21 protein-coding genes are annotated in these 22,505 nt (G+C 67.9%); 9 read left to right on the top strand and 12 right to left on the bottom strand.

Annotation, left to right across the window (positions count from 1 at the left end):
- Positions 1-2: 2 nt before the first annotated feature.
- Both RIE32_05040 and RIE32_05035 read right to left on the bottom strand, forming a co-directional pair.
- Positions 3-2,027 carry a GC-type dockerin domain-anchored protein gene (locus RIE32_05040; GenBank protein ID MEQ9095610.1) on the bottom strand — a complete coding sequence of 675 codons (2,025 nt, stop codon included), beginning with the start codon at positions 2,025-2,027 and terminating at the stop codon, positions 3-5.
- A gap of 81 nt (positions 2,028-2,108) precedes the next feature.
- Positions 2,109-3,809: a Ppx/GppA phosphatase family protein gene (locus tag RIE32_05035; protein ID MEQ9095609.1), complete on the bottom strand. Its 1,701-nt coding sequence runs from the start codon at positions 3,807-3,809 to the stop codon at positions 2,109-2,111.
- Positions 3,810-4,060: 251 nt separating this feature from the next.
- On the opposite strand from RIE32_05035, the gene RIE32_05030 reads away from it, so the two are divergent.
- The 3 genes from RIE32_05030 to RIE32_05020 all read left to right on the top strand — a co-directional run bounded on the left by RIE32_05030 (position 4,061) and on the right by RIE32_05020 (position 6,778).
- Entirely contained in the window at positions 4,061-4,288 is a 228-nt protein-coding gene (locus RIE32_05030) for a hypothetical protein (GenBank protein MEQ9095608.1), read from the top strand.
- 78 nt (positions 4,289-4,366) lie between these two features.
- Positions 4,367-5,875, top strand: coding sequence for a signal recognition particle protein (gene ffh, locus RIE32_05025; GenBank protein ID MEQ9095607.1), 1,509 nt, complete (start codon positions 4,367-4,369; stop codon positions 5,873-5,875).
- Between the two features lie 303 nt (positions 5,876-6,178).
- The gene (locus tag RIE32_05020) at positions 6,179-6,778 is read left to right on the top strand and encodes a hypothetical protein (protein ID MEQ9095606.1); all 600 of its coding nucleotides are present in this window, start codon (positions 6,179-6,181) and stop codon (positions 6,776-6,778) included.
- On the opposite strand, the gene RIE32_05015 is transcribed toward RIE32_05020, so the two are convergent.
- The 10 genes from RIE32_05015 to nrdR all read right to left on the bottom strand — a co-directional run bounded on the left by RIE32_05015 (position 6,775) and on the right by nrdR (position 16,158).
- Positions 6,775-7,107, bottom strand: coding sequence for a hypothetical protein (locus RIE32_05015; GenBank protein MEQ9095605.1), 333 nt, complete (start codon positions 7,105-7,107; stop codon positions 6,775-6,777). The two genes, RIE32_05020 and RIE32_05015, sit on opposite strands and share 4 nt — an antisense overlap.
- Positions 7,108-7,149: 42 nt before the next feature.
- Positions 7,150-8,610, bottom strand: a complete 1,461-nt coding sequence (locus RIE32_05010; protein ID MEQ9095604.1) for an AI-2E family transporter — start codon at positions 8,608-8,610, stop codon at positions 7,150-7,152.
- Positions 8,603-9,118, bottom strand: coding sequence for a hypothetical protein (locus tag RIE32_05005; GenBank protein MEQ9095603.1), 516 nt, complete (start codon positions 9,116-9,118; stop codon positions 8,603-8,605). The genes RIE32_05010 and RIE32_05005 overlap by 8 nt, the downstream gene beginning before the upstream one ends.
- A 151-nt stretch (positions 9,119-9,269) precedes the next feature.
- On the bottom strand, positions 9,270-9,893 hold the full coding sequence (locus tag RIE32_05000) for a DNA-3-methyladenine glycosylase (protein ID MEQ9095602.1): 624 nt from the start codon (positions 9,891-9,893) through the stop codon (positions 9,270-9,272).
- On the bottom strand, positions 9,890-10,915 hold the full coding sequence (locus RIE32_04995; protein MEQ9095601.1) for a methylenetetrahydrofolate reductase: 1,026 nt from the start codon (positions 10,913-10,915) through the stop codon (positions 9,890-9,892). The genes RIE32_05000 and RIE32_04995 overlap by 4 nt, the downstream gene beginning before the upstream one ends.
- A gap of 43 nt (positions 10,916-10,958) precedes the next feature.
- On the bottom strand, positions 10,959-12,896 hold the full coding sequence (locus RIE32_04990; protein MEQ9095600.1) for an ankyrin repeat domain-containing protein: 1,938 nt from the start codon (positions 12,894-12,896) through the stop codon (positions 10,959-10,961).
- Between the two features lie 47 nt (positions 12,897-12,943).
- Positions 12,944-13,399: a hypothetical protein gene (locus tag RIE32_04985; GenBank protein MEQ9095599.1), complete on the bottom strand. Its 456-nt coding sequence runs from the start codon at positions 13,397-13,399 to the stop codon at positions 12,944-12,946.
- Positions 13,396-14,985, bottom strand: coding sequence for a magnesium transporter (gene mgtE / locus RIE32_04980; protein MEQ9095598.1), 1,590 nt, complete (start codon positions 14,983-14,985; stop codon positions 13,396-13,398). The genes RIE32_04985 and mgtE overlap by 4 nt, the downstream gene beginning before the upstream one ends.
- Before the next feature lie 123 nt (positions 14,986-15,108).
- A complete protein-coding gene (locus RIE32_04975) occupies positions 15,109-15,597 on the bottom strand; it encodes a hypothetical protein (GenBank protein ID MEQ9095597.1) in 489 nt (162 codons plus the stop codon).
- 39 nt (positions 15,598-15,636) lie between these two features.
- Positions 15,637-16,158 (bottom strand): transcriptional regulator NrdR, encoded by a 522-nt coding sequence (gene nrdR / locus RIE32_04970; GenBank protein ID MEQ9095596.1) that lies wholly within the window; start codon positions 16,156-16,158, stop codon positions 15,637-15,639.
- Between the two features lie 935 nt (positions 16,159-17,093).
- On the opposite strand from nrdR, the gene RIE32_04965 reads away from it, so the two are divergent.
- The 6 genes from RIE32_04965 to RIE32_04940 all read left to right on the top strand — a co-directional run bounded on the left by RIE32_04965 (position 17,094) and on the right by RIE32_04940 (position 22,498).
- Positions 17,094-18,569, top strand: a complete 1,476-nt coding sequence (locus RIE32_04965) for a hypothetical protein (protein MEQ9095595.1) — start codon at positions 17,094-17,096, stop codon at positions 18,567-18,569.
- Positions 18,566-19,069, top strand: a complete 504-nt coding sequence (locus RIE32_04960) for a hypothetical protein (protein ID MEQ9095594.1) — start codon at positions 18,566-18,568, stop codon at positions 19,067-19,069. Before RIE32_04965 ends, RIE32_04960 begins: the two co-directional genes overlap by 4 nt.
- Positions 19,066-20,043, top strand: a complete 978-nt coding sequence (locus tag RIE32_04955; protein ID MEQ9095593.1) for a nucleotide-binding protein — start codon at positions 19,066-19,068, stop codon at positions 20,041-20,043. The genes RIE32_04960 and RIE32_04955 overlap by 4 nt, the downstream gene beginning before the upstream one ends.
- Before the next feature lie 32 nt (positions 20,044-20,075).
- Positions 20,076-20,777 (top strand): hypothetical protein, encoded by a 702-nt coding sequence (locus RIE32_04950; GenBank protein MEQ9095592.1) that lies wholly within the window; start codon positions 20,076-20,078, stop codon positions 20,775-20,777.
- A gap of 334 nt (positions 20,778-21,111) precedes the next feature.
- Positions 21,112-21,819: a hypothetical protein gene (locus RIE32_04945; protein MEQ9095591.1), complete on the top strand. Its 708-nt coding sequence runs from the start codon at positions 21,112-21,114 to the stop codon at positions 21,817-21,819.
- Between the two features lie 112 nt (positions 21,820-21,931).
- Entirely contained in the window at positions 21,932-22,498 is a 567-nt protein-coding gene (locus tag RIE32_04940) for an inorganic diphosphatase (protein ID MEQ9095590.1), read from the top strand.
- Positions 22,499-22,505: the final 7 nt, after the last annotated feature.

The raw sequence follows: 22,505 nt of genomic DNA, 5'->3' as shown, positions 1-22,505 counted from the left end.
CCTCAGCCGCAGCCCATCGCGAACGCCCGCTGGTACGCCAGGAAGTCCATGAGCGTCAGCACGCCGTCGCCGTCGAAGTCGGCGGTGTCGAGGTTGCCGGTGGCGAAGGCATTCTGGAACGTGAGAAAGTCGAACAACGTGAGCGATCCGTCGCCGTCGAGATCCGCGCGGCACGGCCCGCACTGGCCCGTCTCCAGCAGACGGACGCCCCGCGTGGTGGTCACCACCAGCAACGTGCCGCGGGCCGTGATCGAATACGGCTCGCCCGCAATCGCAACCGGTTCGAGCTCGACGGGATCACTCGGATCGGCAACATCGACGCGGAGCAGTCCGGCTTCGCGGCCGACCAGGTACGCCACGCCGTCGACGACGACGAGGTCTTCCAGGTACGCTGGGGCCCGGGTCAACGGAAGATCGGCAATGATCCGCGGCGTTGCGGCATCGGAGGCGTCGACGATGCGCAGCGACTGCACCGGCCCGCCGTGGATGGTGAACGCCAAATCCTCGTTCAACGTCACGGCGTTGTACGAACCCTCGAGCTGGCCCAACGGCCGCAGGTTGGCCGGGTCGGTGGCGTCGACGAAGCGCAGCGGCCCATCGGCGGTGATGATCAGGCCGTCTCCAACCGCCATGTCGAACGCGTTGCCCACGCCCACCAGCGTGTCCAGCACGGCGGGGTTGTTCGGATCGTGCACGTCGATGCTGGCCAGCGTGGTAATGATGCGGAAGTACATGTCCAGCGAGTACGTGTACGCGATGTTGCCACGCACCTCCACGCGGTATGTCTCCGCATCGCTGCCCGGCACGCGCACCGAGCCGACGGCGGTGGGGCGGGCAGGGTCGCCCAAGTCGATGACGGTCAGATCAAGAAAACGCGTGACGTACGCCAGATCACCATCGATCGCCGCGTCGTAGCCATAGATCTCGGCCCGCCCCCGGAACGTCGGCGTGGTCGGGTCGGCCACGTCGACTACCTGGAACGCGCCCCCCGTCACCATCAGGTCGCCGCCAACGACCGCGCGATCCAACTGGCTGAGGTCGACCTGATCGAATCGCCCGAGCACGCCGTGCGGCGGATCACTCGCGATGGCCAGGAGGGCCTCCGATCCGGCGACCACCCACGGGCCGCCGGTCCATGCCACGGCGGTGAGGTATACGCCGGTGGAGATCCGTTCGGCCAGTTCGGGCTGCGACGGGTCGGCCAGGTCGTAGATCAGCAGTTCGCGATGGCGGGTGACCAGCAACCGATCCTGGGCCACACGCAGCCGGCCGCCCGCGATGCAGTCCGAGTCGGTCTGCACCGGTACGGCTGGGTCGCCAACGTCGTACGTGGCGACACACAGGTCGACCGGCGAAAGCCGCCCCTGGGCATACACGTAGCCGTCGCCCATGTCCACGTCCCAGCAGGACGTCAACTCGGTGAGCGTTGCGGTGATGGACGGGGCCGCCGGGTCCTCAAGCGATACGAGGATGGGGCTGACGCGCGCCAGGGCGACCACCGCGAGTGAGTCTTGCGCTGCCACGCCGACGGCCAGTTCCGGCGTCACCAAGTGCGATCGAAAGGCCGGTACGCGCGGGTTGGTAAGGTCGTAGACGCCCAGCCCCGCTTCGCTCTGGGCCACCAGCAGCAGCCCATCTGCGATCGCTACGTCGCGGGCCAGCCCGTTGGTCGCAAGCGAGTACACCAGGCGTGGTCGCCGAGGCTGCACGACGTCGATGACGTGCAGCCCCCCGTCCGCGCCGGCGATGTACGCCAGCTGCGCCGCGGGCTCGAGTGCAATGGCCTGCGCCTGCCCGGGCAGCGCTAGCTCGGCCAACTCGGTCGGCCGGGCAGGGTCATGAAGATCGAGCACGAGCAAGCCACCCCCGCCGTTGGCGATGTAGGCGACGTCTTCGTGGATCGCCACGTCGAACATCGCTCCGCCGATTGCCGACTGCTCGGCCGGCGGGCAGGGCGACTGGGCCAGCAGCGTGGCAGCGCACAGGCACCACACGACGGCAACAAACCTCGATGCGGCGATGGTCATGGCCATTCCTCCGGAGGGCGCGTTCGCCCAGTCTACCCGAAGCGGGGCCGAATCAAGACGACTTTCTGCGTGCTGGCCGACCTAGGCGGTCTCGAACGCCGTGCGCAGCCCGAACGCCGAGCAAAAGAGCTCGCTCTTGCGCTGCGCACCCCAGACGTCGGTGCTCACGTCGCTGGGTGACTCGACGGTGAAGACCGCCGTGTTGGGGTGGTCGGCGGGGTGTCCATCCGAGGCGCGGGCTTCGATCGTGACCGCCACGCGATCGACCACCTGCGTGTGCGTGCGGTCGAGCCCATCGGCGACGCGCAGGATGCCCGCCAGCCGGCGAACGATCTTGCGGTCGTGGTTGTCCATGGCCGCGTAAGGTTCGTGGCTGTTCTTGGGCGGGCTGCGGCGGTGGTACCGCGCGACGTTGGCGATCAGCTCGCGCTCCCTGGGGCTAAAGCCGTCAAGCTCGCCGTTGGCGATGATGTAGTAGCTGTGCTTGTGGTGCTTGGAGTGGTTGACCAGGTAGCCGATGTCGTGCAGCACGCCCGAGGCCTCGAGCACGCCGCGACCCTGGGCGTCCATCGCCGTCTCGTGGTCGACCGCCAGCGGGTGGCTGGGGTGCGAGCGGGCCAGCTCGCGGGCGATCTCGGGCAACTGCTGGGCCAACTGGTCGAAGATCTCCAGCGACAGCATCGTCACGTGCTCGCTGTGGGCCTCGTGGTAGCGGCACTTGCGCGCGAAGCGGCGGATGGATTCCGAGCGGCTACCCAGCGTGGCGCGCGTGGGCGTAGCGGCGGGCGGGGCGCCTCGGCCCTTGCTCTGCGCGGTGTGGCCCTCGAGCATCGACAGCATGAGCCCATCGCGGATACCACGGTCGTGCACGACCAGCTCGTCGACCTTCAGTGTCTTCATGAGCGCCTCGACGATGGCCGCGCCCGGCAGGATGATGTCGTAGCGGTCCTTGTTGAGCCCGGCCACCGACTCGCCCTTCTCGAGCGCCGAGCGCAGCTTGGTGAGCGTCTTGGTGACCTGCTCGCGGGTCAGCCGGTGGCCCTGCACGCTCTCGGCGCTCGTGCCCTCGCGGGCCATCTGGATCGACGCCAGCGCGCTGTACGTGCCGCCGGTGCCGAAGAGCACCTTGGGCTTGAGGGGCATCTTCCCAACGGCCACCTCGATGGCGCCCTTGAGATACTGACGCATCTCGTCGAAGGTGTGCGGCTCGGACGCCCTGGCCCCGCCGAACATGTCGGCCACGCGCACCGCGCCCAGCTTCAGGCCCACGACCTTCTCCACGGCCCCGCTGCGGCTGAAGACGACCTCGGTCGAGCCGCCACCAATGTCCGCGACGGCAAACGGCAGCTTGCGCACGTCGAAGGCCGCCGCCACGCTCTTGTGGGCCAGGCGGCCCTCGTCCTCGTGGCCGATGACCTCGGTCTTGAGGTTGCTCAGCCGCTCGACGCCGGCGACGAATTCGTGTCCGTTGCCCGCCTCGCGCACGGCGCTGGTGGCGATGACGCGGATCTCGGCCACCCCGTAGCCCAGGGCGATCTGCTTCATTCGCTCGACGGCGCCGATGGCGTCTTCCAGCCGGTCCGGGGCGATCATCCCCGTCTCGGCCAGGGCGTGGCCAAGGCGCGGGCTGACCTTCTCCTCGTCCAGCACGTGGTACCCGCCCTCGTCGTCACGCTCGGCGATGAGCAGGCGGATGGAGTTGCTGCCCACGTCGATGGCCGCCAGACGCAGCGGACGGTCGACGGAAGTAGGACTCGCAGCGGCAGTAGGAAAGCTATCCATTTACCAGACGGTAGGTAGCGGCGTAGTGCCTCGGGGTGCCAATGCCTGCTCTACGATCCTCCGTGTGCATGTGCCTGTACATCGCGACGGCGTCTCCGTTGACCCCGCGGCATCCTCGCGGTGGTCTCACCCTCCGGCGCAGAGAGGACGCGGATCGGCCAAACGCTCTCAGTTCTCTCAGATATGCCTACGTCTATGAAATCAGCACCGCGGAGGGCTGCGCGTGCCCGCTGGGGATCATGGTGCGTGGCATGCCCGAGGACTCCACATGGGAGATCGATAAGGATGACGAACGGTACCGGTGTGCCATGCTCGACCTGCTCGGCGAGTTGACCGCCGAGGCGGCCGTCGATGTGTATCCCTGCTGGGACGGCGAAGAAGGTGTTCGCCCCGACGCTCATCATGATGCGACGCTCGCCGACCTCAAGGCCGACTGGTCCCTCCTCCGCGAACGAAGGCTCACCCACCTCACCGGCTGAAGCACCAGGCCGGGCCCTCTACAATCCCCTTCGCCCGAACATCCACCGGCGACCCAGGCCTTTCTTCCAAGGACACCCATGCTCGAACGACTCACCGAAGGCTTCCAGTCCGCCCTGCGAAACCTCTCAGGCCAGGGCGCCATCTCCGAGAAGAACGTGCGCGAGGCCATGGCCCAGGTCCGCGAGAGCCTCCTCGAGGCCGACGTCGCCCTCGAGGTCGTCGAAAAGTTCTGCGACCAGGTCGTCCAGGAAGCCCTGGGCAAGAAGGTCACCGAGAGCGTCAAGCCGGGCGAAGAGATGATCAAGATCGTCCACGACCGGCTGGTCGTGCTCCTGGGCGGCGAGCCGGGCACGGCCAGCGACCCGGGCATCCACACCGTCTCTCCCGGCCCCACCGTCATCATGATGTGCGGCCTGCAGGGCAGCGGCAAGACGACCACCTGCGGCAAGATCGCCGCCTGGCTCCGTAAGAAGGACCTCTCCAGCACCCTCGTCGCCGCCGACCTGCAGCGCCCCGCCGCCGTCGAGCAGCTCGAGACCGTCGCCCAGCAGGCCGGCGGCTTTCCCGGCAGCGCGCCGGTCAAGTTCCACGGCGAGCTGGACCAGATCGGCGCGTACGGCGAGCGCGTGGGCGTGGCCGTCGACGTCTGCAAGCGCGGGCTCAAGCAGGCCCGCGCCAACGGCAGCGACGTGGCCATCCTCGACACCGCCGGCCGCCTGCACGTCAACGACGACCTGATGGGCGAGCTCAAGAAGGTCAAGGCCGCGTGCAACCCGCACTACATCTTCCTGGTGGTCGACAGCATGACCGGCCAGGACGCGGTGAGGTCAGCGAAGGCCTTCCACGAGCAGCTCGGCATCGACGGGGTCATCCTCACCAAGTTCGACAGCGACACGCGCGGCGGCGCGGCGCTGAGCGTTCGAGAGGTCACCGGCGCCCCCGTCCGCTTCGTGGGCACGGGCGAGAAGCTCGACGCGCTGGAGCCCTTCCACCCCGAGCGCTTCGCCGGGCGCATCCTGGGCATGGGCGACGTGGTGAGCCTGGTTGAAAAAGCCCAGCAGGAGGTCACCGAGGAAGAGGCCGAGAAGCTGCAGAACAAGATGATGCGCGGCGAGCTGGGCATGGACGACTTCTTGAAGCAGCTCAAGACCATCCGCAAGCTCGGGCCCATGAAGCAGGTCCTGGGCATGCTGCCCGGCGTGGGCTCGGCGCTCAAGGACGTCAGCATCGACGACAAGGAACTCGATCGCGTCGAGGCCCAGATCCAGTCGATGACCGCGGCCGAGCGCAAGAAGCCCAAGCTCATCGACAACTCGCGCAAGCGCCGCATCGCCAGGGGCGCGGGCGTCGACCAGCAGACCGTCGGCCGGCTGGTCAAGCAGTTCAACACCATCAACCAGCTCACCCGCGGCATGGGCGACATGAGCGCCCGCAGCAAGATGAGCACCATGACCCACATGGCCCAGGGGGCGGCCGGGGGAGACAGCGCCGCCGCGGCCGCCTCCATGATGCCCTCGATCGCCCGCCGCAAGAGCACCAAGGGCGGCAAGCCCAAGGGCTTCAAGCAGCGCAAGAAGCGGAAGTAACGCGACGCCGCCGGGGCGGTTGCATGGTCTCGTCGGGCGGCCAGATCACCTGACCGGGCAGTGAGAAGACCTGACCGGGCGGCCAGTTCATCCGACCGGGCGGCGAGAAGACCTGACCGGGCGGTCAGATCATCTGGCCGGGCGGAGAAATCATTCCTCCGCGGTGCCCATCGGCTCTCACGGCCCGCCAGGCCGCGTCTCCCGAACAACACCCTCTCTCGCCGTGGTCCGCGACGCGACGCGCACAAGTGCCCTTGCGTGGCCCCGCCGCTTCCGGTATATTGAACGCGCGAGGAGGACCCCATGCGCCCCGTGACCGCCTGCGTCCTGCTGTTGGCCGCCGCCACCCAAACCCTGGCCCAATACGCCATCCTCTTCGACATCGAGGACGACACGCTGCTGCCCGGCCAGAGCACATCGGTGACGCTTTCTGCCGCCTACGCCCCGCACGACTGGGCTTTCGCGCTCGTCTTGACCGATCTGGTGAGTTCCGAGGGGGAACGCGGCCTCAGCGATTGGGAGCTCGTTGCCCCCCTCACCGGCCCGGGCACAACCCCCGGCGCGCCCAGCGGCACCGGCATCGATGGCATCCTCGCGGGCCAGCTCAACTTTCCCGTTCCCGGCTTGCCACCACCCACCAACCCCATCGACTTCTGGACCGTCACCTACACCGCCCCGATGGACGTCGCCGCGCCCTTCGACGTGCTGCTGTCAACCGACACCAGCCGCTTCGAGGTGTATCCCACCCGCGAAGCGGTCTTCGGCGAGAGCCGCCTCGACCTGCTTGCCGAGGGCAACGCAACTATTCGCGTCATCCCCACGCCAGCGTCGGTTGCCGTGCTCGGCGGGCTTCTGGTGTGCGCCCGGCGTCGCCATTCATCCCGCGGCTCATCGCGCGACTAATCACGCACCTTGTCGAGCATCGCCAGCACGATCACGCCGCAGATCAGCGACGGCAGGTTGCCCGCCAGGATCGTGCAGACCTCCAGGATGCCCAGCAATTGCGTGCGCGCCCGCTTGGGGCCGTAGGGCGGCTGCGCCAGGGCGTTGAAGTGCATGATTTCGAACACCGCCAGCACCACCAGCGGCACGCTGAGCACGATGCCGATGCACGTGAACGCCCAGCTCACGGCCGTCAGGATGTTGAAGATCGCCGAGACGAGGATCGCGACGCGGACGGTGGTGGGGTCCGGGGCGATCGGCCCCGGCTGGGTCGGTGGTACCTGGCTCATGATGCGTCCCCCGGTCGTGTGGTGCGTGCACTCGGCCCAACCCTACCGCCTCAGCGGCAGGAAGTCCTTCTCCTCGCCCTTCAGCCACGCGTGGAAGCGCGGCCAAAACAGCTCGCGCAGCAGGATCTTGACGCACGCGGCCACGGGGATCGCCAGCAGCAGCCCGTACACGCCCGCCAGGATGCCCCCCGCCAGCGAGGCGAACAGGATCGTGGGCGTGTCCATGTTCGTTGCCTTGCCCTGGATGGCCGGCGTCAGCAGGTAGTCGTCCACCGCCTGGCCGGCAAAGTAGACCGCGACGGGCGCGCCCAGCGTCCACCACCACGTCCCCTGGAAGGCGAACCAGCCGCTGTTATCCAGCGCCAGGGCGGTGATGGTCAGCGGGATGCCCAGCAGCGCGACGTATGGCACGATGCTCAGGATGCCAACGAGCGGCCCGAAGATGAGCGGCGCCGGCACGCCGATGAGCCAGTAGGCGATCGTGAAGATCACGCTCTGGATGATCGCGATGGTGATGCGCCCACGCACGAAGCCGGCGACCACGCGGTCCATCTGCCGCAGCAGGTCAACGATCTGGTCTCGGTGCTGGTGGGGCAGCACCTCGTACCCGAAGCCGCGCACCTTGGCGTAGCCGGTGGACAGAAAGTAGAAGAAGAACCCCGTCAGAAAGAGCCCGAACAGCAGCATGCCGATGGACGTCACCGTCGCAAGCCCGGTCGCCAGCGTGATGCGCCCGCCCTGCACGGCCGCGTCGGTCATGCGGGCGGCGTTGCCGCGGATGATGCCAAGGCCCCAGTCGAACAGCTGGGCGATCGTGTCCGCGGTGCCGTCGATGTCTCCGCTGCCGTCGGCCGTGTCGACCGTCCGCCGCGCATAGCCGTAGACAACGGGCTTGAGCACGTCGGGCAGCCCGGCGAAGGCGCGCTCGGCCTTGCGGCTGTCGGCGGTGTTCAGGCGCGTCTCAACGGCGCCCTCGGCTGGGTCCTCCGGGCCTTCGCCGGCCGGCACGGGCTCGCCCAACTGGCTGGCTGGCTCGACCGCGTAGAACGAGATCGTCTGGCTCTCCTTGTCGTACCGCGGCAGGACGTCGTCCTCGTGGTTCTTCACGTAGGTCGTCACGGTCGTGATGCGGTCGGTGCTGTCCACGACCGTCTGGGCGAAGCTCACGCCCTGCACCACCGCGAACGCCGTCGCCAGCGCCGCCGGCACCGCCACGAACACCACGACCGCCACCAGGATGCCCGACACCGCTCCCTGCCGCGTGAAGTGCCTGGACCTCTCCAACTTGCACACCACCGGTTCGAGCAGGTACGCCAGCAGGAGGGCAAGCAGCAGCGGCACCGTCACCGGGCGCAGCACGTAGCCCAGGTACAGCACGCCGAAGATGGCGGCGAACACGAGGATGTCTCGGATGGGCTGGATCTGCCACAGGTGCCGCGTGAACCACGGCTGGCGGGCGGGCGCGGGGCCCTTCGCGTCGGGGTCTTGCTTCGCGTCAGCCAAGCCCGCCGGCCTCGTCGGTGGCGCCCGGACCATTGGCGCAGCGGTCCAGGGGGCCGTCGAAGGCCTCATCGAACTCGTACACGCCGCGGAAGTCGTCCAGCGAATCCTGCTCGCTGGTGCGCAGCAGCCCCGTGTCGACCATGGCGTAGACGATCTTGCCGAAGTCCTCGGTCGTGCGCACGCCCCAGCCGCGCAGCACCGTGCGCGCCAGCAGGCCGTACTTCTCGACCGCAAGCGAGCGCAGGCCCAGGCACAGCTCCTGGCCGGTTACGTGGCGGCTCTGGGCGCTGGCGATCTCGTCCAGTTCGGCCGGCTCGAAGCCGGCGATCTCGCCCAGCAGCGCCAGGTCCAGATCGTCGTCGTCCTGTTCCTGCCCGTGCGACGCATCGGGGGACTCGCCGCGGCCCTTCTCCAGGGTGTGCTGGAGCCCCTCCTGCACGAAGCGGAACGCCTCGGGCGAGAAGGGCGCCAGGGTCCGAAGCCGCTGCCAGTCGATGAGCTCTTCCATGCCGTTCTTAACCTGCCTGGGGGGTCCGGTCATTCCCGATAAGCCGGGCCTGCCCGCTGCATGGTACACGGTGCCGGGCACTGTATCGGCCAGCCGCGGTGTTTCCCCCCAACTCCCGACAACCTCCAAACAAATGCCGCGGACCGCCGGCCTACGGAAACCGCCGGCTCAGCGATGCGCTGCTCGCCACCCCGAAGCGCAGCGGCGCCGACCGCCACGGTTCGCCCACTCGGTCGATGCCGATCCGCGGCCCGCACGCCACGCCCTGAGGCGCCTCGCCGGGGGCCAGCCAGAGCGCCGGCCCCTCGGCCGCCGGCTCGAACAGGTCCAGGCCGTTGTGCCGCCGATCGATGCCCATCGCCGCGCACAGGCGCGCCGGCCCGGCCCCGAGCTTGGCCGCCGGCAGCGCCCGCGCCGCCTTGGGATTCGAGCGCCGCAACGCGTCCATGTGCTCGGCGCCCGCGACCGGCTCGATCGCACGCAGCAACACCGCCTGCGGGTCGCCCTCGCTCGCGCACGCCACGTTCATGCACCAGTGCATGCCATAGGTGAAGTAGACGTAGCACGTGCCGGGCGGGCCATACATCGATTCGTTGCGCTCGGTCCGCCGGCCCTGGTAGGTATGGGCCGCCTCGTCGGCCGCGCCCAGGTAGGCCTCGGTCTCGACGATGCGGCCGGTGAGCACGGCCCCGTCTTCCAGGCGTCGGCAAAGCAACCAGCCGAGCAGCGTGCGTGCCGCGGCATCGGCGGCCACGCTCAATTGCTCGCGCGTCACGACAGCGCCCGCGAGTCCTTCACGCCCAGCGTGCGATAGATCTCGCGCGTGGCCGTGCTCTTGTTGAGCGTGTACAGGTGCAACCCGGCCACCTTGTGGTCCAGCAGGTCGCGGCACTGCTCGGTCGCCCAGTGCAGGCCCACGCGCCGGACCAGATCGGGCTCGTCGCCCGCGCGGCGCAGGGCGCGCAGAAGCGGGGCGGGGAAGCGGCTGCCCGCGGCCAGCTCGGCCATCTTGCCCATGCCCTTGGTGCTGGTGATGGGCATGATGCCCGCGATGATCGGGATGCGGATGCCCGCCAGTTCGCACCGCTCGCGGAAGTCGTAGAAGTCGTGGTTATCGAAGAACAACTGGGTGATGATGAAGTCCGCCCCCGCGTCGACCTTGGCCTTCAGGTGGTCCATCTCCTTCAGGCGGTTGGGCGTGGCGGCGTGGCCCTCGGGGTAGCCGCCCACGCCGATGCCAAAGGCGCGGTCCTTGCCCAGGTGCGTGTCGCTGTAGGTGCGGATGGCGCGCACCACGTCGGCGCCAAAACGGAAATGCGCGAAGGGATCCTCGCCTTCCCTGCGGCCGCTTGGCGAACCGCCGTCCAGCGGTGGATCGCCGCCCAGCGCCATGATGTTGCGCACCCCAGCGCGGGCGTAGCCCTCGAGCATGCCCTCCACCTCATCGGGCGTGTGGCACACGCCGGTCATGTGGGGGATGGGGTGCAGGGGCGTCTCGCGCCGGATGCGCAGGACGAGTTCCCTCGTGAGCTCACGGGTCGAGCCGCCCGCGCCGTAGGTCACCGAGACGAAGCTCGGGCGCAGCGGCACCAGTTCGCTGATGGCCTCGTACAGCTTCTCGGCCGCGTCGGCGTTCTTGGGCGGGAAGAACTCGAAGCTCGCCGTGGTGCCGTCACGCTTGAAGATGTCGGCGATGTGCTCGCTGGGCGTGACGGGGCTGGCGTTGGGCGAGGCCGGAGGCGCGCCGTTTGAGCCCGCTCCGGATGTTTCTGGCTTGTTCGGCTTTGTACTAGGCACAAAAGCAGTGTATCGGGGGTCGGCGCTCTTCTCGACCGGAACACTAATTGCCGCCTCCCGCGGCGGCTTCGAGGAGGACGACGACTTCCGGGCTGGGCGAGATCGTTCGCGTATGGATCTGCGAGCCGCCCGACTGGTATTGGTACGACAGTCCGCCCCGGGCGTATTGCAGGGCTGTTCGGCCCGCACGGTCGGTCGCGTGGACGTCGGCGCCAGCCTCCAGGAGCACGCGCACCAGCGTGGCATCGCCCCGGGAGACCGCCTCCATCAACGGCGTCTTGCCCGTTGCGCTGGCGCCGTTCAGGTCGACCCCGATCTCGGGCGACGCGACGCGGCGCATGAGCGTTCGGCGGATGCGGTCGGCCTCGTCCGGTTCGATGTTCTCCGGCCCCCATGGCGCGCGATGCAGCAGCCCCCGTCCGTCAACGTCGCGCGTGTTGGGGTCGCCACCGGCGGCCAGCAGCATCTCGAAAATCTCGGGCTGGCCGGTCTGGTAGGCGCGCATGACGGCCGACCCGCCCCAGGTTCCGCCGCCCTCGTCGGGGTCGTGCCCGGCGTCCACGAGCATGGCCACCACGCGCGCATTGCCGCCGGTCACCGCCGAGGGCAGCAGCGTCCAATCCGGATCCCGCGTCAGCCCCGCTTCGATCGTGAGCGCCACCACCTCGGGCGAGCCCCGCAACGCCGCACGCGCCGCGGCCGACCGCAACAGGTTGGGGATCCGCGCCTCCAAGGCCGGATCGTGCATCGCGGCTGCCCGAAGGTCGTCGATGAGCATGCGGCACGCGTCGGCCTGGCCGTGCCGGGCGGCCAGGGTCAGCGCGGCATCTCCGAGCATGACCGGGCCGTACGAGCGGGCCGGCCTGGTCTGCGTGGTCCATGCGGGCGAACCATTGTGAAGCAGCCACGCCACGGCGTCTGTCATGCCATGCGCCGCCGCCCAGGCCAGCGGCGCCTCGCCGTCCAGGTCGACGCCCACCCAGCCCCAGTCTTCGCTCTGGCAAGCCGCCGCGAAGTCCACGCCCTGCAACGCCGCCTGCCGCAGGCCCGTCACGTCGCCACGCTCGGCGGCGACGAACACGGCGTCGGTCCTGGGCGCCGTGCGCCATTGCTCGACGCCCAGGGCCAAGACCGCTGCCACGACGAGCACCGCCAGCGTTGCGGGAACGACAACGGGCACACGAAACGCAGGCCGATGGCCCGTCGAACCGCACTCGGGGCACGGCGGCGGGTCGGCCTTGTCCGCCAGCCGCAATCCCTCGAGGCTATAGCCGCACGCCACGCACCGACCGCGGGTGCGCCGCCAGCGGCGTCGCACCGCCGCGGGGACGGCAAGCAAGGGCCACGCCGCGAATACCAGTCCACCCCAACCCGACGCGAACAGCACGGTGTTGAGCGCCAGGGGCCCGACCAGGGGCGTGAGCGGCAGCGCGGTGTGGCCGTTGGCCATCGAGTAAGCCATGTCGCCGCCGAAGCAGCCGGGAAAGTACTGGTCCTCGTCGAATCCCCACGCCAGGTCGTCGCAGGCGATGCCGCCGCGCACCACGGCGCTCCGTCGGTCGATGCCCGGGTCGTGCACGGGCCATGCAACGCGCAGGCAGCGCACGGGCCATCCGGCATCCTTCTCGACCAGGCGCTGGTGGCCGTGGGTTTCGTGCGCCGGCGGCAGGTCGTGGGCCAGGCTGTGCCGGGGCGGGTCGACGACGCCATCTTGCCAGATGCCGATGGGCTCGCGGGTGGCGATCAGGCGCGTGGTCAGGCCGCGCTGACGCCACTGGGCGGCCTCCCAGCCGCCCAGGCGTCCGGGCAGTCGGCCGGACTGCACCGTGCCCGCGCCCAGCAGCACGTTCTGCCCGGGTTCGGGGCTGTCGAGGACGGCCGCCACCCAGGCCACGCCCACCGAGGTCGACAGCCCCAGCACGCCCAGCGAGGCCGCGAGGGCCACGATCCGCCATCCACCAGGTACAGCACGCTCGGCCATCACCCATTGGACGCCCGAGCGTGCGGGATGTTCTGAAGATCTGCCCCCTACCCGAACACGGCCGCCAGCGCGAACAGGATCACCACGCTGGAGAACAGCAGGCACAGCGTCATGCCGATGCCGGTGAAGATCGTGCCGAAGAACGAGCCGATGGCCTTGAAGAACCCGCGCCGCAGCGTGAACAGCGCCACCAGCGGCGCGAACAGCGCGGTGAACACCAGGTTGAACGCCGCCACCACGAACAGCGTCTCGCCGGCGGTCTCGCCCGAGCCGCCCTCGGCCAGCTGGCCGATGGCCACCACCGTCGCCAGCGCGGTGGCGATGGCCATGACCACCATCATCGCACGAGCGGGCGAGGCGGCGACGGCCTGGCAGCCGCCGCAGCGGCGTTTGGCACGCGGCGCCGCCTGGGCCGGCGCATCGGTGTCGGCGGGCAGCTGGGGTGGGGGTGGGGGTGGGGGTGGGGCGGCGTGGCGGCAGGGCGTGGCGGTCATGGCTGTCATGGCGGGGTTCCTTCCGGGGTCGAAGGTGCGTCGCCATCTTGTTGGGAATACGGCGCGTCCGCTTTCCCGGCCCCGGCCCCGGCTCCGACTCCGGCCCCGTCCTCGGCCTGGGCTGGGGCCAGGTACGCCATCGACGCGCTGGCCAGGGTCAGCACGATCAGGAAGCCGCACATGTCGGTGATGGTCGTCAGGATCGGCCCCGACGCCAGCGCGGGGTCGGTCTTGAACCCCTTCAAGAGCAACGGCACGCCGCCGCCGATGCACACGGCGATCAGCGTGTTGGCCGCCAGCGCGCTGCCGACGACCAGGCTCAGCGCCAGGTTGCCCTTCCACAGGAAGGCCACCGCGCCGATCAGGATGCCCAGCACGAAGCCGTTGATGATCCCCACGCTGCATTCCTTCATCAGCACGCGGAAGATGTCGCGCGGCCGGGCCACGCCCAGGGTCAGCTCGCGCATGCTCACGGCGACCGCCTGGTTGCCCGAGCAGCCACTCATGTCCGAGATGATCGGGAGGAACACCGCCAACGCGATCACCGCCTCGAGCGTGTCCTGGTGGAAGGCGATGACGCTGGCGGCGATGATGTTGAGAACAATATTGATGCTCAGCCACGCCAATCGCCGCCGGCTGCGCAGGCTCAGGGGCATCGAGCGCAGCTCCTCGCCGCCCACGATGCCCTGGCTGGCGCGGTACATGTCGTCGGCGTCCTCGCGAGCCGCCTCGCTCACCGCCGCGCGCTCCACCACGCCCAGCAGCCGCTGCTGCCCATCGACCACCGGCAGGGCCAGAAAGCCGTGGTCGTCAAAGACCCCCCGCAGCGCGTCGAACTCGGTCGTGTCGGCGACGCGCACCGGGTCCTTGACCATGATCTCGGCCACCGGCGTCGTGCGACGCGCCATCAGCAGCCGCCGGATGGGGATGACGCCCCGGAGCGCGCCGCCCGAGTCGACCACGTACGAGTACTGGATGTTGTAGTCGCGGTAGCGCTCGGCGTTCTGCTCCATGTCGCCCAGCACGTCGCGCACGGTCATCGAGTCGTCGAAGGCCAGAAACTCGGTGAGCATCAGCCCGCCGGCGGCGTCCTCGTCGTAGCTGGCCAGCCGCCGCGTCTCGTCGGCCACGTCGGCGGGCATGGCCGCCAGGATGGTGTGCGCCTCGTCCTCGTCGATGGCGGCGACCAGGTCGGCCCGGTCGTCGCTGGTCATTTCTTCGAGGATCTCGGCGGCCTTCTCGTGGTCGACCGCGCCCAGGGCCCCCAGCGCGCCGGCGGCCTGCACGCGGGGCAGGGCCTCGCACACCTCGGCGGCGGTGTCGGCGGGCAGCAGCGCCAGCAGCCGGGCCTGCTCGTGCTTATCCATCGCGCTGACGGCGTGGACGGTCTGCTCGGTGCTGGCGCTCTCGAGCCACTGGGCGCACACGCCGCCGTCGCCGCGGTCGACCGCCTCGTCGAGCACGGCCTCCTCGGGCGCCTGGCTCTCGGCGTCGGCCGCGACTTCGGGCTCGAGCAGGGTCGTCGGGCCGGACGTTGTGTCGGTCGTTGTGTCGGTCGTGGGGTCGTTCGTCGGATCGGGCGTCGTGTTCGACATGCTGCCTCCGGCACGAGGAGAAGGGCCAGAAGCAAGATAGCGCCGCCCCCGCCGGGGTCGAGCCGCGGTCCGGGCATGCGTCCCCCGGGCTTCCCCGGGGCTCGCGTGTCGCTCTGGGGCCCTTTATCCCCCCGCGGCCATCAGCACGAAGAACCGCCAGCGTCCATCGCCCAGGCGCACGGCCTCGTGGGCGGCCACCTCGCCCCCGGGGTAGCGCTGGTAGGCCATGGCCATCGCCTGGCCGCGGGCCTCGCGCACGTCGCCGGCGGTGACGGCGAAGGCCCGGTGCTCGCGGCCGTCGATCTCGAAGGCGCCCTCGCGGTACCAGTCGGGCGTGGTGGGGGTGGGAGTCGAAGGCGTGGTTTCGGGCGTGGTGGGCGTGGTGGGGGTGGAGGCGTCGGCCTCCGCCGTGCGCGTGGGCGTTTCTTCGCGCGCCCGCTCGTCGATCGCCGCGCGCTGGCTGCTCGTCTGGGTACTTGATTGGCTTCGGGGCTCGGGCAACGGCCTGGGCGGCGGCGTGCTCGAGCACGCGACGAGCGACAGCACGCCGGCCACCAACGCGGCCATCGAGATCCTCTTGAATACCACGCCGTCCCTGCGTTGCTGGCTCATGCCCTCATCCTATTCGGTCATCCGGGTCGGTCATCCGGGTCAGCGACCCGGCGCCCGGCCGTCTTCCTCGGGGTCGAACAGCACCCGCTGGTCCTTGACTTCTCTCGGCCGGGTCTTGAGCTGGTCCAGTTCGCGCTGCAGCTCGGTCACGCTCATGAACTGGTGGTACTCGCTGGCGAAGCGGATGTAGGCGACCTCGTCGACCTCGCGCAGCTTGGCCATCACCAGCTCGCCGATGACGCTGCTCTCCACCTCGCGCTCGTACGCCTGGTGCAGCTCGTCCTCCACCGCCTCGACCACGCCCGCCTTGGCGTCCTCGGGAATGGGCCGCTTGCCGCACGCCGCCTGGATGCCCCGCAAGACCGTGTCGGGGTCGAACGGCACCCGGCTGCCATCGCGCTTGACGACAACGAGCCGCGCCTGCTGCTCGACGCGTTCATAGGTGGTGAACCTGCGGTCGCAGTTCAGGCACGCCCGCCGCCGCCGGATCGCCCGCCCGCTCTCGGCCGGCCGCGAGTCGATGACCTTGTCGTCGTTATGGCTGCAGTATGGGCAGATCATCTGTTGTGAGGGGGCGTGGTGGGGCGTGGTGAGCCCTGGGGCCGGGGGGGGCTCCCTCCATGGTAGGGCGGCGGCCGAAGGGCCACTAGATCTTGTAAGGGCGACGGGGCATCCGCGGTCCTCCGCGCATGTCCCCGTCGAGGCGGCCCCGCCGCCCGGGCGCAGCCCGCACGCGAGTCCGCGAGCGCCCTAAGAACACCACGCTTGAGCGAGCCCCGGCGCAGCGGCCCTGTCCTCAGGGGCGCTCCGCCGGGGCGTCGAACCTCGGCGCACCGCCAGAGCACGACGCACCCGAACCACCTTGCTCCGCCAGAGCACAACGCCCGAGAACCCCGCCCCGGCCACCCCGACAACAGCGACGCGGGTCACGCCGGGCGCGGCCGACGGCGTCCACGGAGCCATGGACGGCACGCCACCCGCCGCCGACGGCGCGCCATGAGCCACGGACGGCAGGCCATGAGCCGCCGACGGCACGCCATGAGCGATGGACGGCACGCCGTGAGCCGCTGACGGCACGCCACGAGCGGCTGACGGCGTGCCATGAGCGGCTGACGGCACGCCATGAGCGACGGATTGCACGCCCGAAACTCTGCTAGGGGGCGCAAGGGCGGTTTCTCTATCGGACCGGGCGCTGCGGGGGGTTATGGGCGGCGGTGAAGAAGACGGGGCGGAAGGGCCGCGGTTCTCGGGCGGTGTTGCGGCGGCGATCCGTTCCCTCCCCCGCCCCCGGCCGGGGAGGTGGCCGAGATCTTCCGAGGTTGGAGGGGGGCGTCGGTCGCTCGCTGATACCCCTCGACCGCCAAATTGGCAGCCATCGCACCCGTACGGCAGGCGTGAGGGTTTTTGGGGCCTTCCCGTAGGTGCAAAAGACGTCAGGGTACTTGGCACACCCATTGCAACCTCCCCGCGGGCAATATCGCCACGGAGGATTCGCAATGCAAGATCGTTACGGGTACCAGCGGGCTTCGGATCTTAAGTCGTTCGTCGAGGCTCACCAGGCAGGATTAACATCGACGTACACGCCAACGCCGCTTGACCATATCTACATAAAGCTCGATTTTGCCCTTGAGTACGAGAATGCTCGTACGGCGGAGGATGCAAAGAGATTTCTTCGATCTATCGCTCGGGCCGCCGAGGCGGCCCAGCTATTGGCGCAGCAATGCGGTGGCGCGCTGTTCGAGGTGCAAGGTTCAACCCTGCATGTGGCCCTGCAGCGGGGTAATGGCCTCAACGATTCGAGCGTTAACGACAACGCGCTGACGTTTGTCGCCGCGTTGCATCAGGCGTTCAAGTCGCTGTTCCCCGAGGGCCACACGCGGGTGGACGGCTGGCGGATGACCGTGGACTCGGGCAAGACTCTCGTCGTTTCTGGTCGGGGCGTGCATGACGACGATTCATGGGTGTCGCTGGGCAAGGCGGCCAACAGGCCGGCGAAAGAACTGTACAGGCAACTCTCCAAGCCCGAGGCGGACCGGCGGCTCCAGCGATTCCATGTTGGCGTGCGGCACCCGGTCACCGGCGCTTGGTCATACAGCTCGCTTGACACCTTGCCCGTCCGCCTGGAAGACGCTCGCAGCACCGGCGAGGCCATCCGCAAGTCCGAGCCTCAGATCGACTTCCGCGCGGGGATGCGGCGGGTCATGGCCGATGCAGCGCCCATCGCCCCCGGTGGTTCACCGCTGGCCCCCTCTCCCGACAAGCCGTACGTGTACTTTGGCTGGGTGCTGCGTGCCGACCTCGATGGATTCACAAGGCGTGTGCAAGACTGCCTGGATGATGACGATCGTCTCCAGGAACTCGCCGACGAGTTCGCCGAGATCATGGAGGCGGCCGCAGATTTCGTGCGGGATCATGAGACGGTGACGATGGCCCAATTGCCGTGGGCGGGCGATAACTTCACGGTCGCCGCTGTGTACCGCTCGAAGGACGAATACGAGAAGGCCAGCGCCACGAAGCTCGCGGAGTTGCCGGTCGACTTCGACAAGGAGATGGGCCTGTCCATGCCCAGGTCCACCTTCAACGGTTGGGCCCACGGAGTCGCTGGCGGCGATGTGCACGGCAACGCTGGCGGCAACGTCTATCTCGGCGGCATCCAGATCGGCCAGCGGCGTTTCCTGGTTGGGGCCGGCGAGGGATTCGGGCGCAGCACCCAGGCGTTTGGTGACATCAATCCCGAAACTGGCGAGGTGGTGGTATTCATGCCCGATCACGATCGGCTGGCGGACGACTACAAGGCCGACTTCGGGCCCGCGACGAACCAGCGGGGCCAGACCTCAACCCTCTTTCGCTTGAGCAGTACCAAGGAACTGGCACGCACGTACGCCCGCTCCCGCGTCGATGGTTTTCCGACCGTCGTCACTGTGGCGGCGGGCGTTCAGCGTCCGGTTGACAATCGGCCCTACTTCAAGTGAGCGACGACATGAGTCGCTCGCTGAAGTTTGCGAACACCATTGCCGCCAGTCTGCGCCACCCACGTGTCGTCGAGCTGCCTTCCGAGGCTTACGGGGCGATCGGCCACCTGGACATCGGGCCAGCCTATGCCAAAGTCATTGTGAGAGTGCCATGGTTGTTCAATGACCTCAAGCGGCACGGGCCCATCATTTGGTGTGACGAGTCGTGGATGAAGACGGGCGCCGACTGGCACAACTTTCCCCCGATGTGCTGGGTGCTTCCCGACGAGTGGCGCGACACCATGGACTGGAAGGGGAAGCCGGCGGACGCGATCATCCAAGAGGGATGTGAACTGGCCATCAACAACAGCAGGGCTCTGATCGTGAAGCATTGGATCGCCAAGGAAGAGGGCATTACCGAGTGGCCTGCGGATTGGCCGTTCTGGGGTCATGGGCAGGAGGGCGTCGAGCAGTACAAGCATGAGCAACGATTGCGTGACCTGCTTGGGGAGGCCAGATGAGCGAATGCGGTCACATCGCAGAACGGTTCGAAGGTCCAGACGGCAAGAGCACAGCGGTTCGAGCCTTGATGGAGCAGGCCCTGATCGCCGGCAATAGTGAACTAGCCGAGGCCGTGTTCGAGCGAGGCGAGCTTTCTCGACACAAGAAGGGTGAACTCCTCGTCGAGCAGGACGCGTGTGATGACGATGCCTACTTCATCCTGGCGGGATGCGTAGACATCCTGGTGAATGGCCACCATGTTGCAACCCGTCGAGCGGGTGAGGCTGTCGGCGAGATGGCGGCCATCGACTGCGCTGCTGTTCGATCGGCCACGGTTACCGCAGCGGGCGACGTCGCGGCTTGGCGGCTGGCTTCAAGCGACTTTCTTGATCTGTGCAACACGCACTGCTCCATGCCGATCAAGCTGGCCAGGATCGCATCCGATCGCCTGCGAGAACGATCGAAATTCCATGTACCACCCAATGACAAACCGGTGCTGTTCATCGGATCCTCAAGAGAGTCGTTGCCGGTCACCAAAGGCTTTAAAGAGGCCATGAAGCCAAAAAAAGCGATCGAAGTGATCGAGTGGACGGCGGACGACGTATTTTTGCCGAGTCGCTACGCGATGGAATCGCTCATCGATCAAGTCAACCGATCAGACTTCGCGTTGTTCGTTTTTGGCCCAGACGACAAAACGGAGTCTAGAGCTGTGCTGCAGGACGCAGTTCGCGATAACGTCGTTTTTGAGATGGGGTTGTTCATCGGACGGCTCGGCCGCGACAGGGTCTTCATGACGAAGCAGCGAGGCATGGATTTGAAGATCCCGTCTGACCTCTTTGGCTTAGAGCCGATTCAGTTCGAGCGCAACATCAAGAACGCCCTGATAGACGACCTGCGGCCGGCTGCCGACAGGCTCATGCGTGAGATCCAGCGAGAGGGCGTCATCAGGAATCGCATGAAGATCGACGACGGCTTGTCGAACAAAGGATCGTAACGCGTAGATTCTGGCATGGCGGGAGGTTTTTCATGGGTGAGTTTGCAGACAAGCTGACGGCTGATATCCGCGACCTCTTCGGGGAATGGTCTATACGTGATGGCAGAAAGGTCCCCGAGCAAGACGATCTCGGCTACGGCAACGTTGGCTCCAAGATTGATGCAACGATGCTCTATGCCGATCTTGCCGATTCGACCGGGCTCGCAAGGGACAACCAAGCAAGGATTGCCGCGGCCATCTCAAAGGCGTTCTTGCTGAGCGCAGTTCGGATCATCCGAAACAACCAAGGTGAAATTGCCAGCTTCGATGGCGATCGCGTCATGGCGATTTTCTACGGCGACTCTCAGTGCTCTAACGCAGCTATTGCTGCACTTCAGATTAACTTCGCTGTGGAGAAGATCGTTCAGCCGGTTCTGTTGGCCATGCGGCCTGGAGTCACCTACGAGCCGAAGCACTGTGTTGGCATTGATCGATCGGAGGTTACTGCCGTCCGTGCAGGGATCCGGGGCAACAACGATCTCATCTGGATCGGCAGGGCGGCAAACTACGCTGCGATCCTTTCCGAGATCCGATCCGACTGCTCCACGTTTATCACCCGCGACGTCTACACGCGCCTCAACAGCAAGGCTAAGTTGAAGGACGGCAAGGGCGAAGACAAGTGGACCAAGACGTCGTTGTCTTTCAAGGGCCAGTCGGTCGAGTGTTACAAGTCGGCATATCGAACGCCGGTGTAGGTGGGGAGCCCCCTTCCGACCTCGCGGCGCTTCGCTTGCTTGGCCACCTCCCCCGCCGGGGGCGGGAGCGGAAGTTGGCAGGCTGCGGCTTTCCTAAAGGCCCCGCCCTAACCCCGTCGGCCCAATAAAAACCCCCCGCACGCCCTCCCAGCCCCGATTCCACCCCTCCAGCCCACTTTTTCGCGCTTTCCATCGCACGCCGACTGAAGTGCCCCTCCGATCCTCTCGATACAGGTCCTGTGGCCCACCCAGCCGGCAGCGTCGCCGGAAGGACAGCGGACCACGGAGACCTGGGCCGGCGTCGACCGAGCCCGCAGAACCCGGAGCGTGCATCATGCCGCGATTCCCCAACGCAGAGGCCGCCTTCATCACCTACGCCAAGCAGCGCATCGCCGAGTGGAAGGGCGGCCAGGCCGGGCCCCCCGATACGGGTTTGTCCGCACAGCAACTCATCGATACGGAAAATGCCGTTCTGGAGGCAGAATCCGCATACAACGCGATGCTCGCGGCGAGAAACTCCGCTCGCACGGCCACCGGTACCAAGAACGCCAAGCTCGAGGCCCTCCGCGCCATCTTCGGCGGCGACATCGACACCATCGACGCCTACGCCAAGGCAACGAATAACCCCGGCGTCTACGCCCTGGCGGGCATCCCGGCGCCCAAGGACCCCAGCGTCCGCGACGCCCCGCCCGCGCCCACCGACCTCCGCGCCGTGGTCGATACCGACGGCTCGGTCGACCTGTCCTTCAAGGTCGCCGCCGGCGGCGGGGCCACCTACCTGGTCCAGCGGATCCTCACGCCCCTCGATGGCGCACCGGGCCCCTACGAGTTCATGGGCTTTGCCAAGGACGACAAGACCTTCACCGACAACGCCGTGCCCGAGGGCATCAAGAGCGTGGGCTACCGCGTCGCCGCACGCCTGGCGACCGGCCCGCAGAGCAGCTGGAGCCAGACGCTGATCATCCCCTTCGGCAGCCAGGCCAACAACCCCGCCGGCAGCATCGCGCCGACGGAGGCCAAGGACCAGAAGAGCGCGGGGTAAGTCTGGTCGCTTCGCCGGCGGGGCCATGCGCGGCGGGCCTGGCCCGCCGACGCGTGCGTGGGTTCTTGGCCCATCGCCCATTGCCCCTCCCTTCCCCCTACCCTCCATGCCCATGATCCACCCCTGGCACGACGTCACCCCCGGCTCCGGCAACCACCCCCTGCCAGGCCACTTCCGCGCGGTCATCGAGATCCCCAAGGGCAGCCACAACAAGTACGAGCTGGACAAGACCAGCGGCATGCTCAAGCTCGACCGCGTGCTCAGCAGCGCCGTCTACTACCCGGCCAACTACGGCTTCATCCCCCAGACCCTGGCCGACGACGACGACCCCCTGGACGTGCTGGTCTTCAGCGTCGAGGAGGTCGTGCCCATGTGCCTGGTGCAGGCGCGGGCCGTTGGGCTGATGAGCATGATCGACGATGGGCAGGCCGACCACAAGATCATCGCCGTGCTCGAGCAGGACCCCATCTACGACGACTACAAGAGCGCCAGCGACTTCCCGCGGCACACCTTCAAGATGCTCAAGCGCTTCCTGGAAGACTATAAAGTCCTCGAGGGCAAGGACGTCGAGGTCGACGAGATCATGCCCGCCGAGGCCGCCCACCCCATCATTGAGAACGCCCTGAACCGCTACAGCGACGAGCGGCGACGCGGGAAGATCCCCGGATTGCACAGCTAGTCGCGGC

The organism is Phycisphaerales bacterium, assembly GCA_040221175.1.
GTDB lineage: Bacteria > Planctomycetota > Phycisphaerae > Phycisphaerales > UBA1924 > JAHCJI01.
The sequence above is the reverse complement of the archived record's forward strand: the minus strand, read 5'-3'. Positions and strand labels throughout refer to the sequence as shown.